Raw genomic sequence first — 14845 nt, 5'->3', positions numbered from 1 at the left:
CCGCGACCTCCCGGCGCGCCGCCCGCCGCTCAGCACCGCTCCAGCAGGTGCCGTGCGGCCGCGTACCCGCCCAGGCCGCTGACCGCCCCGCCGCGCACCGTCCCGCCGGAGGAGGCCGCGACCACGCGCGGGTGGTCGGTGGCCACCCCCCAGGTGCCCGCCTCCTCCGGCGTGCCCGCCACCGGCCAGGCGAGGTCGCCGTGGAAGATGTGGCCGCCCGGCATCGCCAGCGACGCCTCGACGTCCAGCGGCGAGGCCGCCTGCAGGCAGGGCTCCCCGTCGGCGTCGCGGGCCAGGCAGTCCAGCAGCGGCTCGGCCAGGTGCGCGTCGAGCTGGTCGACGACCCGGCGCACCGCCTCCCGGCGGGTGCCGACCGGGTCCTCCCGGAACAGCGCCGCGGGGGTGTGCAGGCCGAACAGCGTCAGGGTCTGGTGGCCGGCGGCGCGCTCCTCCGGACCGAGCACCGACGGGTCGGACAGCGAGTGGCAGTACACCTCGAAGGGGATGACGTCCGGCAGCCGGCCCGCGGCCGCCTGGGCGTACGCGGCGTCGAGCCGGGCGGCGGACTCGTCGACGTGGAAGGTGCCGGCGAAGGCCACGGCCGGGTCGACGCCCGAGCGCAGCCGGGGGAGCCGGGCCAGGACCATGTTGACCTTCAGCTGGGCTCCCTCGGTGCCGTCCGCGGCCGGCCGGCCCAGCAGCCGGTCCACCACGGCCGGGGCGGCCCCGCAGACCACGTGCGCGGCGTCCGCGGCGTGCTCGGCGCCGTCCTCGTCGGTCCAGTGCACCGTGACGCCGTCCCCCCGCGGGTCCAGGCGGGTGACCGCGGCACGGGTGAGCAGTTCGGCACCGGCCCCGCGCGCGGCGGCCGCCATCGCCCCGCTGACGGCGCCCATGCCCCCGACCGGCACCCGCCAGCGGCCGGTGCCGTTGCCGACCACGTGGTAGAGGAAGCACCGCCCGGCCGCGGACCCGGCGTCGTGGACGTCGGCGAACGTGCCGATCAGCCCGTCGGTGAGCGCCACCCCGCGGACCACGTCGGAGGCCAGCTCGTCGGCCACCACGTCGGCCAGCGGCCGCTCGCGCAGGTCGTGCCACAGGCCCGGGTCGCGCAGCCGGCCGGCCAGCGCGCCCGGCGACAGGAGCGGTTCGGTGAGGGTCGGCGCGAGGTCCTCGGCCAGTGCGGCCACCCGACGGTAGAACCGCCGCCAGCCGGCGAACTCGGCGTCGGACCCGGTGAGCGCGCGGAAGGAGGCCTCGGTCGCCGGGCCCTCGTCGCGCTCGACGAGCAGGCCGGGGCCGCCGGGGACGGCGGTGTAGGAGGCCACCGCGCGGTCGGCGAGGGTGACGTCCAGGTCGAGGTCGTCGACGATGCGGTCGGGCAGCAGGCTGACCAGGTAGGAGTAGGCCGACAGCCGGACGTCGACGCCGGGGAAGACCTGCCGGCTGACGGCGGCACCGCCCACCCGCTCCAGCCGCTCGAGCACCAGCACCGAGCGGCCCGCCCGGGCCAGGTAGGCGGCGGCGACCAGCCCGTTGTGCCCCGCTCCCACCACCACGACGTCGTACCTGCTGCGCGCGTCCACCGGCGGACCGTAGCCGTCCCTGCCCGGCGGGGTCAGGTGGGCGAGCCGGGCTCCTCGTCGGCGCAGATCTCCTCGTCGCGCACGTCCGCCTCGGCGGCCCCGCAGTCGGTGGTGCCGCGTTCGAGGTCGGTGTTCTCGCCGCAGGCGGCCAGCGGGCCGGCGGCGGCCCCGGCCAGGGCCAGGGCGACGAGGAGGCGCTTGAGGTCCATGGGGCCTCTGCTGCCCATTCCGGACCGGACGTGAACCCATCCGCCCCAGCCGCCACGGGCGTACCGGCCGACCTGCGGGAACCGGGCGGGAGTCCACGAGATCACATGCCCGTCATTGTCACGACCGGGTCACGGCCATTACGTTGCGTGTGTCCGACGGGGCGCTCAGTCACCGAGAAGGGTGACACCCCCCGGACGCCGCCGGCCGCGCCGGGCGCCTTCTGCCCGGGCCCGTCAGCTCACCGGTAGGCGGCTCGAGGGAGTGAGGGAGAGCCGCCGTCCCATGGCGACGCCGCGTACCGCCGCCCGGCTGACCGCCGCCCTGGCGGCCACCCTGACCATCGCGCTCCTCCCGGCGCCGGCCGGGGCCGAGGAGCCGGGCACCGCGCAGGAGGCGGCCGCCCTCGTGGCTGCCCGCGGGCACGCCCTCGAGGCGGTCACCGAGCAGTTCAACGAGGCCCGTGAGGTCCTCCGCGCCCAGCAGGCCGCCGCCGAGCAGGCCGCCGCGGAGGTGCAGGAGGCCGCCACCGTGGCCGCCGCGGCCCGCGAGCAGGTGCGCGGCATCGCGCGCACCGCCTACACCGGCGAGAGCATGGGCTCGCTGCAGGCGCTCCTCACCAGCGACTCGGCGGACGAGTTCGTCAACCGGGTCGGCCTGCTCCAGGCCGTCGCCGGGCACCAGAACGCCCTCCTCGGCGAGGCGGTCGCCGCCGGGGAGGCCGCGGCCGCGGCCCAGGCCGTCGCCGACCGGGCTGCCGGGGAGGCGCAGCAGCAGTACGACGCCGTCGCCGCGCAGCAGTCCGCGCTCGAGGCCGAGATCGCCGCCTACCAGGCCGACTTCGCCCGGCTCTCGGCCGAGGAGCGGCGGGCCGCGGTGGAGCTCGCCGCCACGCACGCGGTCGGCGGGGAGGAGGAGCGGGCCAGCCGGTCGGCGGCCCGCGAGGAGCCCGCCCCCTCGGCCCCCGTGGTGGCCGACAGCGGGGCCGCCCAGACCGCGGTCGACACCGCCATGGCCCAGCGCGGCAAGCCCTACGTGTGGGCGGCGTCCGGCCCGGGTTCCTACGACTGCTCGGGGCTGGTGCAGTACGCCTTCGCCGCCGCCGGCATCAGCCTCCCGCACTCGAGCCGGATGCAGTCGACGATGGGGCAGGCCGTCTCCCGCGCCGACCTGCGCCCCGGTGACCTGGTGTTCTTCTACAGCCCGGTCAGCCACGTGGGCATCTACATCGGCAACGGGCAGATGGTGCACGCGCCGACCTCGGGGGACGTGGTGAAGGTCGCCGGCATCGACGTGATGGGCAGCTACGCCGGGGCCCGCCGCATCGCCGGCTGACGCCGTCGGCGAGCGGCGGGCGCCGGCCGCCGCGGGTCGAGTGCTCCTTGACGCCCCGTGCCAGGAGGTGAACACTGCTCTTGTATCGGATCAGTGCTCGCAACGAGGGGGCGGTCGTGGCGCAGACCTGGCAGTGGGCCTGGGCGCTCGTGACGTTCGCGGCGGAGCTGGCGGCCCTCGCTGCGCTGGCGTGGTGGGGTGCCACGGCCGGTGGGACGGCCGCGCTGCGGTGGGTGCTGGCGGTCGGCCTGCCGCTCGTCGCCGCGGCGGCCTGGGGGCTGTTCGCCGCACCGCAGGCGGTGGTGCAGGTCCTCGTCCTCGCCGTCCTGACCAAGGTCGTCGTGTTCGGCGCCGCCGTCCTGGCGCTGCTGGGTGCGGGGGCGCCCCGGCTGGCCGCCGTCCTCGCCGTCGCGGCGGTGCTCGGCACCGTGCTCTCCGGGCCGCTGACCGCCCAGCAGCCGCAGACCCCGGTCAGCGCCCCGGCGGTCCGCTGACCTGCTGCAGCAGGCCCCAGACGAAGCGCGCCCGCACGCCACCGGGGAGCTCCACCTCCCAGCGGGTGACCACCCCCGGGTCCACGCCGCGCGCGCCCGGCAGGCCCACCACGTCGTCCAGCACGTGCCCCCAGACCAGCAGCCGGCCGGCGCTCGCGCGGGGGACGGGGGAGCCGGGCGCCCGGACGAGGTGCTCCTCGAGCACCGTCCCGCCCGGGCCGGTCAGCACCTCCCACGACAGGTGCGGCCACAGCGGCAGCGGCCAGCGGCGCACCTGCAGGTCCAGGTCGCCGAACCGGCGGTCGGCCACCTCCGCGGCCGGCCCGAGGACGGCGGTCCGCAGGGCCAGCCCCCGCGGGGCCCGGTGCGAGTGCTGGAGCGCCTGGAAGCGGGTGTGCGCGGCGTGCGCCTCGGCCCGGGTGGCACCCAGCCGGGGCAGCGCCTCGGCGACCAGGTCCGGGCGCAGGTCGGCCATCCGGCGCAGCAGCACGAGGCAGAACTCCCGCCGCGCCAGACCCCGCACGGGCGCCCAGCCTGCCAGCCCGGGGTCCCGGGGCGGTGGGACCATGGGCCGGTGACCCCCCGCGCCACCGCCCTCGCCTTCCGCGCCGTCGCCCTCGCCGAGGCGTGCTCCTGGGTCGGGCTGCTGTTCGGCATGTTCGTCAAGTGGGTGCTCGGCACCTCCGAGCGCGGCGTGCAGATCTTCGGGCCGGTCCACGGCGGGATCTTCATCGCCTACGTCGTCCTCGCCCTGGTCGCCGCCCGGGTGCTGCGCTGGGAACCGCGCACCACGCTGCTCGCCCTCGCCGCCTCGGTGCCGCCGCTGGTCACCCTGTGGTTCGACCGGTGGGCCACCCGCACCGGCCGGCTCCCGCTGCCGGAGCCCGTGCCCACGTCCTAGAGCCGCGGGCCGCCGGCGCCCTCGCTACCGTCGCCGGCATGCCCGAGCCCGTCCTGCCGTCCACCGCCCGCCTGCTGCTCGCCCGCACCGCGCGGGTGCAGCGCGACGGCCGTGCGCCGTCCCTCGTGGCGGGCGTGGTGCGCGACGGCGGGCTGGCCTGGTCGGCCGGCCGCGGTGACGTCGGCGAACCGCACACCGACGTGCAGTACCGACTCGGGTCCATCAGCAAGACGGTCACCGCGGTGGCGGTGCTGCGGCTGCGCGACGAGGGCCGGGTGCACCTCGACGACCCGCTGGACCGGCACGTGCCCGGCACGCCGCTGGGGGACCGGACGGTCGGGCAGCTGCTGGCGCACGTGGCCGGCGCCGCGGCCGAGAGCCCGGGCGGCTGGTGGGAGCGCACCCCCGGCGGCGCGCTGGAGGACCTCGCCCTGGCCGAGGAGCACGTCGTCCTCGGTGCCGCCCGCCGGTTCCACTACTCCAACCTCGGGTTCGGCCTGCTCGGCGAGCTGGTGGCCCGGCTGCGGGGACGGTCGTGGGAGGACGTCGTCCGCACGGAGGTGCTGGCGCCGCTCGGCATGGCCCGCACCACGCCGCGGCCGGCGGCCCCCGCCGCCGAGGGGCACGCGGTCCACCCGTGGGCCGACGTCGTCCTCCCCGAGCCCGAGCACGACGCCGGGGTCATGGCCGCCGCCGGCCAGCTCTGGGCGACCCTCGCCGACCTCGGCCGCTTCGCCGCCTTCCTGCTCGGCGACACCGGCGACGTGCTCGACCCCGACACCCTGGAGGAGATGGCCGTGCCGGCCGGCGTGGACCCGTCCGCGCCGGGGTGGTCGGCCTACGGGCTGGGCCTCCAGGTGCTCCGGGTGGACGGCCGCACCCTGGTCGGCCACGGCGGCTCGATGCCCGGCTTCCTGGCCGGGGTCTTCGTCGACCGGGAGGAGCGGGCCGGCGCGGTGTCGCTGGCCAACACGACCAGCGGCCTGGACCCGCTGCTGCCCGGCCTGCTCGCCGACCTGCGCGCGGCCGAGCCGCGGGTGGTGGAGCCGTGGCGGCCCTCGCCGCCCCCGCTGCCGCTGGAGACGCTCGGCATCTGGTACTGGGGGCCCACGCCGCACGTCCTGCGCGCACTGCCCGGCGGGCTGCTGCACCTGGGCCCGCTGCCCGGCCGGGCCGGGCGGGCCAGCCGGTTCGCCCGCCGGGACGACGGCACCTGGGTGGGCCTGGAGGGCTACTACGCCGGCGAGCCGCTGCGCATCGCCGAGGACCACCTGGACCTCGGGACCTTCGTGTTCACCCGCGAGCCCTACGACCCGACCGCCCCGGTGCCCGGCGGCGTCGACGGGGGCGGCTGGCGGGCCTGAGCCCGGCGGCCGCTCCGGGCGGTGGGTGCTCCCCGGTGGCGAGTGCGACGAACCCGTGGCCGTCGGCCGCTGATCACCACGGGTGCGTCGCACTCGGGCAGGGGGCTCAGGCGCGGTCGAAGGCGTCCATCGTCGTCTTCACCACCGCGGCGTAGGCCACGTGCGGGACGACGTCGCTGGCCCAGTCGGTGGCCGACCAGGACCGCGGGTCGGTGATGCCCAGGACGGTCATCGGCCCGTTGGCGGCCACCAGCACGCCGAGGGTGGTGAGCAGCGTGCCCACCAGCGGCTGGGAGCGGTAGCCGGCCGCCCGCACCAGGCCCACGGCGACCCCGACGCCCACGCCGGCGACCAGCCCCGTCATCGGGCCGAGGCCCTGCACCCGGTTCTGGCGGGTCTCCTGGTCGCCGGGGATCTCCACGTGGGCCTTCTCGGCGAGCTTCTCGACGGTCTGCTCGGGCGTGGAGCTGCTCCCCCGACCGCGCACCACCATGTCGAGGTAGGTCACGGCGTTGAGAGCGGTCGTGCCGGCGGCGCCGGCGGCGGCCCCGCGCAGTGCCCAGCCGAGCACGCCGATGCCGCGCCGGCCCTTGCCGAGGGTCCCGATCCGGGTCTGCTTCGCCATGGCGCGGCCCTACCCCGCGGCCGGGCCGGTCACGCGGGCACCGGCCGGCGCAGGAAGGCGGCGAGCAGCCGGGCGGTGCGCTCCACCGTCTCGCGGTGCTGCACCTCGTAGCCGTGGGTGGACAGCGTGGGCAGGGCCAGCAGCGCGGCGCGGGCGGACTGCCCGGCGCTCTTGGCCTGCGAGCCGTCGGAGTCGTAGGTCTCGAACACCACGGCACGGGGGTCGAGCCCGAGCTCCCGGCCCACGCCGAGCAGGTGGTCGGCGAGGGCCTTGTCGTAGACGACGGCGTCGTCGGCGTAGCAGACCAGCGGCCCGGAGTCGGCCGGCACCTGGTACTCCGGCTCGGCCGGGCCGACGTCCAGGGCCAGGGTCACCTCGCCGGGCAGGGCGCGGGTGGCGTAGGAGGCGCCGATGCCGCCCATCTCCTCGCCGGTGGTGCACACGAGGTGCACGTCGGCCGGGGGCCGGCCCTCGGCCCGCAGCAGGCGCGCGGCGCACACCAGCGCGGTCAGGGCGGCCCGGTCGTCGAGGAAGTAGCAGCCGACGAAGTCGCCGACCTCCACGAGCGTGCGGCGGCTGCGGTGCACGCACACCCGGGTCCCGGGGCGCACCCCCGCGCCGGCCAGCTCGTCGGTGGTGCGGCCGGTGAAGACGTGCACGTCCGCCCACTGCATCGCCTGCCCGCCGTCCCCGGGCCGGGTCCGCCACACCTGCGGCGTCTCCCGGGTGGTGTGCTCCGAGCCCAGCAGCAGGACGCCGGTGAGGGCCCCGGCGTCACCGAGCACGGTCAGCGGACCGAGGCCGAAGTTGGCCGGGTACATGGTGCCCAGCTGCGACAGGCGCAGGCTGCCGTCCTCCCCGATCCGCTTGACGACCATGGACAGCTCGTCCATGTGCGCCATGACCCGCACCACCGGGGCGTCGGCCGCGCCGGACCCGCGGACCAGCCCGACGAGGTTGCCCGCCGGGTCCACGGTGAGCTCGTCGACCAGCGGGGCCAGCTCCCGGCGGCAGATCTCCCGTACGTCGTCCTCCTGGCCTCCCGGGCCGTAGGCGTACAGCAGCTCCTGCAGCAGGTCGTGGTCCACGGGGTGGAGGGCTACCCCCGCCGGGCCCGTGGCACGCCCGGACGGCGGGTCAGGCGTCGCCGGCCGGCTCCGGTCCGGCGGCCCGGTCCAGCAGCGGCGCGACCCGGTGGTCGACCAGCCGGCGCAGCGCCAGCGCGGTGTCCGTGCGCTGCACCCCCGGGATGGCCAGCACCTGCTCGGTGATCCGCCACAGGTCGTCGGCGTCGGTGGCCACCACCCGCACGAGCAGGTCGGCGACCCCCGACAGCGCGGTCACCTCCAGCACCTCCGGGATGCCGGCCAGCGCCTCGCCGACGTCGGCCAGGCTGCGCTGCACCACCTGCACCGTCACGTAGGCGCCGAGGCGGTAGCCCAGCGCCTCCGGCCGGACCCGGTGGTCGAAGGGCGCGAGCACGCCCCCGGCCTCCAGGCGCGCCAGCCGGGTCTGCACCGTGTTGCGGGCCAGCCCCAGCCGCTGGGAGAGCGCCATGACGGTGGCGCGCGGGTCCTCGGTCAGGGCTCGGATCAGCCGCGCGTCGGTGGCGTCGAGGGCCGGCACGCTGCTCAGTCTGACACGCGAGGGCGCCCGCGGACCGGTCATCGTGCGCAATACGATCTCGTGACCTTGCGCAGATCTACCGGCAGGTGTGTTCTCACCGGAGGCCGGTCCGTGCCACCATGGGTGTGAGTGGTGCCACACCCCGGTGCCGCGACACGTCCAGTACCGCCCGCCGGTGACCCCGGGAGCGGCGGCCGACGGCGAGGAGATGCCCGTGAGTGTGTCGAGCGCGACCACCGAGGTGGTCGACCCCGTCCCGGGGGCCGACGCCCCCCACCTCCCCCAGCAGCCCGACCTCGTCCAGCTCCTCACCCCCGAGGGCGAGCGGGTCGAGCACCCCGAGTACCCGCTGGAGATCGGCGACGAGGAGCTGCGCGACCTGTACCGCGACCTCGTGCTGGTCCGCCGGTGGGACGTCGAGGCCACCGCGCTGCAGCGCCAGGGCGAGCTGGGCATCTGGGCCTCGCTGCTGGGCCAGGAGGCCGCCCAGATCGGCGCCGGCCGCGCGCTGCAGCCGGGCGACATGGCCTTCCCCACCTACCGCGAGCACGGCGTGGCCTGGACGCGGGACGTCGACCCGCTCGAGGTCATCAGCCTGTTCCGCGGCGTGGACAACGGCGGCTGGGACCCGGCCGCCACCGGCTTCAACCTCTACACGGTCGTCATCGGCGCCCAGTGCCTGCACGCGACCGGGTACGCGATGGGCCTGCAGCGCGACGGCGCGGAGACCGCCGCGCTGGCGTTCCTCGGTGACGGCGCGACCAGCCAGGGCGAGGTCAACGAGGCGATGATCTGGGCGGCCAGCTTCTCGGCCCCCGTCGTCTTCTTCTGCCAGAACAACCAGTACGCCATCAGCGTCCCGCTGGAGCGGCAGACCCGGGTACCGCTGTACCGGCGGGCCGCGGGCTTCGGCTTCCCCGGCGTCCGGGTCGACGGCAACGACGTCCTCGCCGTCCTCGCGGTGACCCGGGCGGCGCTGGCCGCCGCCCGCGACGGCCAGGGCCCCACGTTCATCGAGGCCTTCACCTACCGCATGGGCGCGCACACCACCTCCGACGACCCCACCCGCTACCGGCTGGCCAGCGAGCTGGAGGAGTGGAAGCTGCGCGACCCGATCGCCCGCCTCAAGGCGCACCTGTCCCGGTCGGGCGTCGCCGACGCCGCCTTCCTCGACTCCGTCGAGGCCGAGGCCGACGAGCTCGCCGCCCGGATCCGGCGCGGCACCACCGAGATGCCCGACCCGCCGGGGACGGCGATGTTCGACCACGTGTACGCCGAGCAGACCCCGCACCTGGCGCAGCAGCGGGCCGACTTCGCGGCCTACCAGGCGAGCTTCGAGGAGGCCGGCCGGTGAGCGCCCAGACCCTCACGATCGGCAAGGCCCTCAACCTGGGCCTGCGCAGGGCCATGGAGGACGACGCGAAGGTCGTGCTCATGGGCGAGGACATCGGCCGCCTCGGCGGCGTCTTCCGGATCACCGACGGCCTGCAGAAGGACTTCGGGGAGGACCGCGTCGTCGACACCCCGCTGGCCGAGGCCGGCATCCTCGGCACGGCCGTGGGCCTGGCCATGCGCGGCTACCGGCCGGTGTGCGAGATCCAGTTCGACGGCTTCGTCTTCCCCGCCTACAACCAGATCGTCACCCAGGTCGCCAAGATCCACGCCCGCTCCCGCGGGAAGCTGGCCATGCCGATCGTCATCCGCATCCCGTTCGGCGGCGGCATCGGCGCGGTCGAGCACCACAGCGAGAGCCCCGAGGCGTACTTCGCCCACACCCCGGGCCTGAAGGTGGTCGCGGTCAGCAACCCGGTGGACGCCTACTTCGGCATCCAGCAGGCCGTCGCCGCCCCCGACCCGGTCGTCTTCCTCGAGCCCAAGCGGCGCTACTGGGAGAAGGCCGAGGTCGACACCGACGCCACGCCGGACCCGCTGTTCGCCTCCCGCGTGGTCCGCGGCGGCGACGACCTCACCCTGCTGGCCTACGGCCCGATGGTGAAGACGGCGCTCCAGGCGGCTCAGGCGGCGGAGGAGGAGGGCCGGTCGCTGGAGGTCGTGGACCTGCGCACCCTCGCCCCGCTCGACCTCGACCCGGTGGTCGAGTCGGTGCGCCGCACCGGCCGCTGCGTCGTCGTCCACGAGGCCCCGGTGACCCTCGGGCTCGGGGCGGAGATCGCCGCGCGGATCACCGAGGCCTGCTTCCACTCGCTGGAGGCGCCGGTGCTCCGGGTGGGCGGCTACGACGTCCCCTACCCCCCGTCGAAGCTCGAGGAGGAGTACCTCCCCGACCTCGACCGGGTGCTCGGCGCCGTCGACCGCGCGATGGAGTTCTGACCGTGCCGGACCTCAAGCAGTTCAAGCTCCCCGACGTCGGGGAGGGCCTGACCGAGGGCGAGATCCTGCAGTGGCTGGTCGCCGTCGGCGACACGGTCACCGTCAACCAGCCGCTGTGCGAGGTGGAGACCGCCAAGGCCGCGGTCGAGCTGCCCTCGCCCTACGCCGGGACGGTCACCGCGCTGCTGCACGAGGCGGGGGAGACGGTCGACGTCGGCACGCCGATCATCACCATCGACGTCGGTGGGGAGGGCGGGGGCGACGCGGGTGGGGACGGCGCCACCCCGGCGCCGGCTGCCGCAGCGCCGGCGGAGGCGGCCGACGGCCCTTCGGGCGCCCCCGAGCCCGCCGCCGGGCTGATCGGCGGCGCGGCCCCCGGCGGGCGGACCGCGGTGCTGGTCGGCTACGGCCCGCGGACCACCGAGGCCCGCCGGCGCCCGCGCCGCGGCGGCAGCGCGGTCGCCGCCCGGGCGAGCGCGCCGCAGGCCACCGGCACCCTCGCCGGGGCCGACCACGGGTCCGGCGGCACCGAGCGCCCCGCGGCCGCCCCGGGCACGCCGCTGCTGACCACCGCCCCCGATGCCCGGAGCAAGCCGGTGCGCCACGGCGGCCTCGAGGTCGGCCGGCAGGCCGAGGCGCACGCGCTGTCGGAGGCCGCCGCCCCGTCGGCCGCGGCCACCCGCGGCCGGGGCCGCCCCCGGCCGCTGGCCAAGCCCCCGGTGCGCAAGCTCGCCAAGGACCTCGGCGTGGACCTGGCCGCGCTCGCCGGCAGCGGCGACGGCGGGGTCATCACCCGCGCCGACGTGCAGGCCGCGGCCGGGCAGGGCGAGCCGGGGTCGCCGGCCGCCGTCCCGGGCACCGCCCCTGCCGCCGTCGTGGCCCCGGCGCCCGGCGGCACCGCGGGGGAGCAGCGGATCCCGGTCAAGGGGGTCCGCAAGCACACCGCGGCGGCCATGGTGGCCAGCGCCTTCACCGCCCCGCACGTCACCGAGTTCCTCACCGTCGACGTGACCCGGACGATGAAGCTGCGCAGCCGGATCGCGGCCCGGCCCGAGTTCGCGGGGCTGAAGGTCAGCCCGCTGCTGTTCGTGGCCAAGGCGCTGCTGCTGGCCGCGCGCCGGCACCCGATGGTCAACAGCTCGTGGGACGAGGCCGCGCAGGAGATCGTCGTCCACGGGCAGGTGAACCTCGGCATCGCCGCCGCGACGCCGCGGGGCCTGGTCGTCCCGAACGTCAAGGACGCCGGGCGGCTCTCGCTGCCCGAGCTCGCCGCGGCGCTGGCCGAGCTGACCGAGACGGCGCGGGCCGGTCGCACCGCACCGGCGGACATAACCGGCGGCACGATCACCATCACCAACGTCGGGGTGTTCGGCGTCGACACCGGCACGCCGATCCTCAACCCCGGCGAGTCGGCGATCCTGGCCTTCGGGCAGGTCCGGGAGATGCCGTGGGTGCACAAGGGGAAGGTCGTGCCGCGGCAGGTGACCCAGCTGGCGCTGTCGTTCGACCACCGCATCGTCGACGGGGAGCTGGGCAGCCGCTTCCTCGCCGACGTGGGGGCGGTCCTGCACGACCCCGGGACGGCGCTGGCCCTCTGAGCCGGTGCCCGTGCCCGCCGTCCCCGGCGATCACGGCGCCGGTACCACTCCTGCGGCCCGCAGGGCGGTCCCGGCGCCGTGATCGCGGCCGCGGCGGTCAGCGGCCGCGGGAGTCCAGCTGGCCGCGCAGCAGCACCCAGCCGAGCACGGCCAGGTAGGCGCCGGCCGGGATCCCGCCGCCGAGCTGGGACAGGACGATCGTGCACGGCATCAGCAGCACGAGCAGCCCGGCGATCGCCCGCGGGACCCGGCCCGCGCGCCACAGCGAGACGGCGAGGGCCACCGAGCCGAGGAACCACAGCGCGTTGGCGGCGGCCGCCACGGCGGGGAAGAACGCCAGGTCCTCGCCGTTGACCGCGCTGGACACCATGCCGGCGCCGAGCAGCACCGTGCCGGCCGAGGCGACCCGGGCCCCCCACGGCCCGCGTGCCGAGGCGGCCAGCCGGCTGTGCAGGAGGGGCAGCGTCCACAGCAGCGCCGCGGTGGCCACCAGCAGCACCCGGGTGCGCGGGTCGATCGCGGCGAGGGTGTCCTGCGGGAACAGCAGCTGGGTGGCGCCGACGGCGGTCGACACGACGGCGCAGGCCAGCGCGGCGGCACCGGCGCGCCGGTCGCGGGCGGGGACGGTGGACGGTGCGGTGCGGGGCGGTGCGGACACGGTGGTCACGTCGGTCTCCTCGGTCGGTGCGGCCCGTCGTCGGGCCGTCGCCGGGGAAAGGTAGGGACGGCGCGGGCCCCGCCGCGTCGGCCCGGAGGCCACATCCGGACGACCGGCGGGTCGAGATCCGGGTGTCGACGAAGGTCGACACGGGGTTCGACCGCGGGAGGGACGCGCGGCGGGCCCGGCGGCCCGTAGGTTCCCCGACCGTGACCACCACCGGGAGCACCGCCGGGACGCTGCCGCTCGGCGCCGCGGCCGCGTCGCCGGCGCTCTCCCTGGCCCGGGCGCCGCGCTGGACCGGCCCCGTCGACGCCTGGGTGGCCGTCGCCCTGGCCGCCTGGGGGCTGGTCGAGGTGGCGGTGACCCCGGAGCTGACGGCGGTCGGGGGCAGCGCCTTCGCCCTGCTGTCGACGCTGCCGCTGGCGCTGGCCCGCCGCTTCCCCGGCCCGGTCGTGGTGGTCGTCTGCGCGGTCCTGGTGGCGCACGCCGCCCTGACCGGCGCCGGCGCGACGTTCACGCCGTTCCCGAGCCTGCTGCTGGCGGCCTTCACGGTCGCGCTGCAGGTGGCGGCGCTGCCCCGGGCCGCGGTCCTCGGCGCGCTGCCGGTGGCGGCCATGGGCGCGGCCGGGCAGTTCGGCTACTTCGGCGTCGACGGAGCGCAGCCCCGCGCGGTGGTGATCGCGGTGTTCTTCGTGGGCGGGGCGTGGGCCGGCGGCCGCGTGGTGCGGCACCGGGCGCTCGCCGCCGCACGGGCGGAGGAGGGGTCGGCCGCCGCGGCCGACCGCGCGGTGGCGCAGGAGCGGGCCCGCATCGCGAGGGAGCTGCACGACGTCGTGGCGCACGCGGTCTCGGTCGTGGTCCTCCAGACCGGGGCGGCCGAGCAGTTCGTCGTCCGCGACCCGCAGCGCGCCCTGGACCACCTCGGCCTGGCCCGCCGCACCGCCACCGAGGCGATGCGGGAGATGCGGCACCTGCTCGACGTGCTCCAGGAGGGCGACCCCTCCTACGCGCCGCAGCCGGGGCTCGGCCGGCTGGCCGAGCTGGCCGAGGAGGGGCGCGCCGCCGGCCTGGCGGTCGACCTGGCGGTCACCGGGGAGGACGAGGTGCCCGACGGCCCGTCCCTGGCGGTGTACCGGCTGGTCCAGGAGTCGCTCACGAACGTGCTCAAGCACGCGCCCGGCGCCCGGGTGGCGGTCCGGGTGGCGGCCACGCCCGAGCAGGTCACCCTCCAGGTGGCCGACGACGGCGGCCGGGCCGGCGCGCCGGACCTGCCGCCCCCCGGGGCGGAGCTGGCGACCGGCGGCGGGTACGGCATCCCGGGGATGCGCGAGCGGGTGCGGGTGTACGGCGGGTCGCTGACCGCCGGCCCGGCCGAGGGCGGCGGCTGGGCCGTCCGGGCGGTGCTCCCCCTGGCGGCGGCATGAGCGGCGGCACGGTCGGCGGCACGGGTGACGGGGATCCGCTGCGGGTCGTCGTCGCCGACGACCACGCCCTCGTCCGCTCCGGGATCACCGGGTTGCTCGAGGGCGGCGGCCTGGAGGTCGTGGGCGAGGCCGCCGACGGCGCCGAGGCGGTGGACGTGGCCCGGCGGGTGCGGCCCGACGTGGTGGTGATGGACGTCCGCATGCCGCGGCTCGACGGCATCGAGGCCACCCGCCGGCTGCGCGCGGGTGCCGATGCGCCGCAGGTCCTGGTCCTCACCACCTTCGACCTCGACGAGTACGTCTTCCGCGCTCTGGAGGCGGGCGCGGGCGGCTTCCTGCTCAAGGACGCCCCGCCGGGACGGCTGGTGGAGGCGGTCCGGACCGTCGCGGCGGGCGAGGCCCTGCTCGCACCCGCCCTGACCCGCCGGCTCATCGAGCAGTACCTGAGCTCCCCGGCGCCCGGTGCGGCGCGCCGGCCGGTGCCCGAGCTGAGCCCGCGCGAGGGCGAGGTGTGGCTGCTGGTCGCCCAGGGGCTGTCGAACGCCGAGATCGCCGCGACGCTGGTGGTCACCGAGGCCACGGTGAAGGCGCACGTCACCCGCCTGCTGGCCAAGCTGGGCGTCCGGGACCGCGTGCAGGCCGTCGTCCTCGCCTACGAGACCGGCGTCGTGCGGCCGGGCACGCGACGATGAC

General features: G+C 77.1%; 16 protein-coding genes. 9 read left to right on the top strand and 7 right to left on the bottom strand.

Going from position 1 to position 14845, the window contains the following annotated elements; genetic code table 11:
- Window positions 1-29 precede the first annotated feature (29 nt).
- Window positions 30-1586 (bottom strand): phytoene desaturase family protein, encoded by a 1557-nt coding sequence (locus ACI8AC_RS11070; protein ID WP_456897816.1) that lies wholly within the window; start codon window positions 1584-1586, stop codon window positions 30-32.
- 32 nt (window positions 1587-1618) lie between these two features.
- Window positions 1619-1795, bottom strand: coding sequence for a hypothetical protein (locus tag ACI8AC_RS11065; RefSeq protein ID WP_456897815.1), 177 nt, complete (start codon window positions 1793-1795; stop codon window positions 1619-1621).
- Window positions 1796-2078: 283 nt separating this feature from the next.
- Here ACI8AC_RS11065 and ACI8AC_RS11060 point away from each other — a divergent pair, with 283 nt between their 5' ends.
- Together ACI8AC_RS11060 and ACI8AC_RS11055 are read left to right on the top strand one after the other, a co-directional pair.
- A complete protein-coding gene (locus tag ACI8AC_RS11060) occupies window positions 2079-3128 on the top strand; it encodes a C40 family peptidase (protein WP_456897814.1) in 1050 nt (349 codons plus the stop codon).
- Between the two features lie 116 nt (window positions 3129-3244).
- Complete coding sequence (locus ACI8AC_RS11055) at window positions 3245-3622, top strand: DUF2568 domain-containing protein (protein WP_456897813.1); 378 nt, start codon at window positions 3245-3247, stop codon at window positions 3620-3622.
- Here ACI8AC_RS11055 and ACI8AC_RS11050 read toward each other — a convergent pair.
- A complete protein-coding gene (locus tag ACI8AC_RS11050; RefSeq protein ID WP_456897812.1) occupies window positions 3600-4145 on the bottom strand; it encodes a hypothetical protein in 546 nt (181 codons plus the stop codon). The genes ACI8AC_RS11055 and ACI8AC_RS11050 overlap by 23 nt on opposite strands.
- Before the next feature lie 51 nt (window positions 4146-4196).
- Between ACI8AC_RS11050 and ACI8AC_RS11045 the strand changes: the two genes are divergently transcribed.
- On the top strand, window positions 4197-4523 hold the full coding sequence (locus ACI8AC_RS11045) for a DUF3817 domain-containing protein (RefSeq protein WP_456897811.1): 327 nt from the start codon (window positions 4197-4199) through the stop codon (window positions 4521-4523).
- Window positions 4524-4561: 38 nt separating this feature from the next.
- On the top strand, window positions 4562-5887 hold the full coding sequence (locus ACI8AC_RS11040; RefSeq protein WP_456897810.1) for a serine hydrolase domain-containing protein: 1326 nt from the start codon (window positions 4562-4564) through the stop codon (window positions 5885-5887).
- Window positions 5888-5993: 106 nt separating this feature from the next.
- Here the strand turns inward: ACI8AC_RS11040 and ACI8AC_RS11035 are convergent, their stop codons facing one another.
- The 3 genes from ACI8AC_RS11035 to ACI8AC_RS11025 are packed head-to-tail and all read right to left on the bottom strand — an operon-like array spanning window position 5994 to window position 8138.
- Window positions 5994-6512 carry a hypothetical protein gene (locus ACI8AC_RS11035; protein ID WP_456897809.1) on the bottom strand — a complete coding sequence of 173 codons (519 nt, stop codon included), beginning with the start codon at window positions 6510-6512 and terminating at the stop codon, window positions 5994-5996.
- A gap of 29 nt (window positions 6513-6541) precedes the next feature.
- The gene (locus tag ACI8AC_RS11030; RefSeq protein WP_456897808.1) at window positions 6542-7600 is read right to left on the bottom strand and encodes a M42 family metallopeptidase; all 1059 of its coding nucleotides are present in this window, start codon (window positions 7598-7600) and stop codon (window positions 6542-6544) included.
- 49 nt (window positions 7601-7649) lie between these two features.
- Entirely contained in the window at window positions 7650-8138 is a 489-nt protein-coding gene (locus ACI8AC_RS11025; RefSeq protein WP_117375373.1) for an Lrp/AsnC family transcriptional regulator, read from the bottom strand.
- Window positions 8139-8346: 208 nt separating this feature from the next.
- Between ACI8AC_RS11025 and pdhA the strand changes: the two genes are divergently transcribed.
- The 3 genes from pdhA to ACI8AC_RS11010 are packed head-to-tail and all read left to right on the top strand — an operon-like array spanning window position 8347 to window position 12067.
- Entirely contained in the window at window positions 8347-9492 is a 1146-nt protein-coding gene (gene pdhA / locus ACI8AC_RS11020; protein WP_456897853.1) for a pyruvate dehydrogenase (acetyl-transferring) E1 component subunit alpha, read from the top strand.
- On the top strand, window positions 9489-10469 hold the full coding sequence (locus tag ACI8AC_RS11015) for an alpha-ketoacid dehydrogenase subunit beta (protein ID WP_456897807.1): 981 nt from the start codon (window positions 9489-9491) through the stop codon (window positions 10467-10469). Before pdhA ends, ACI8AC_RS11015 begins: the two co-directional genes overlap by 4 nt.
- A 2-nt stretch (window positions 10470-10471) precedes the next feature.
- The gene (locus tag ACI8AC_RS11010; protein ID WP_456897806.1) at window positions 10472-12067 is read left to right on the top strand and encodes a dihydrolipoamide acetyltransferase family protein; all 1596 of its coding nucleotides are present in this window, start codon (window positions 10472-10474) and stop codon (window positions 12065-12067) included.
- Window positions 12068-12164: 97 nt separating this feature from the next.
- Here the strand turns inward: ACI8AC_RS11010 and ACI8AC_RS11005 are convergent, their stop codons facing one another.
- Window positions 12165-12734 carry a hypothetical protein gene (locus ACI8AC_RS11005; protein ID WP_456897805.1) on the bottom strand — a complete coding sequence of 190 codons (570 nt, stop codon included), beginning with the start codon at window positions 12732-12734 and terminating at the stop codon, window positions 12165-12167.
- A 200-nt stretch (window positions 12735-12934) separates the two neighbouring features.
- On the opposite strand from ACI8AC_RS11005, the gene ACI8AC_RS11000 reads away from it, so the two are divergent.
- Both ACI8AC_RS11000 and ACI8AC_RS10995 read left to right on the top strand, forming a co-directional pair.
- Entirely contained in the window at window positions 12935-14152 is a 1218-nt protein-coding gene (locus ACI8AC_RS11000; protein WP_456897804.1) for a sensor histidine kinase, read from the top strand.
- Window positions 14149-14844, top strand: coding sequence for a response regulator (locus ACI8AC_RS10995; RefSeq protein WP_456897803.1), 696 nt, complete (start codon window positions 14149-14151; stop codon window positions 14842-14844). The genes ACI8AC_RS11000 and ACI8AC_RS10995 overlap by 4 nt, the downstream gene beginning before the upstream one ends.
- Window position 14845 lies beyond the last annotated feature (1 nt).

The sequence above is a fragment of the Geodermatophilus sp. SYSU D00758 genome, assembly GCF_054049955.1.
The sequence above is the reverse complement of the archived record's forward strand: the minus strand, read 5'-3'. Positions and strand labels throughout refer to the sequence as shown.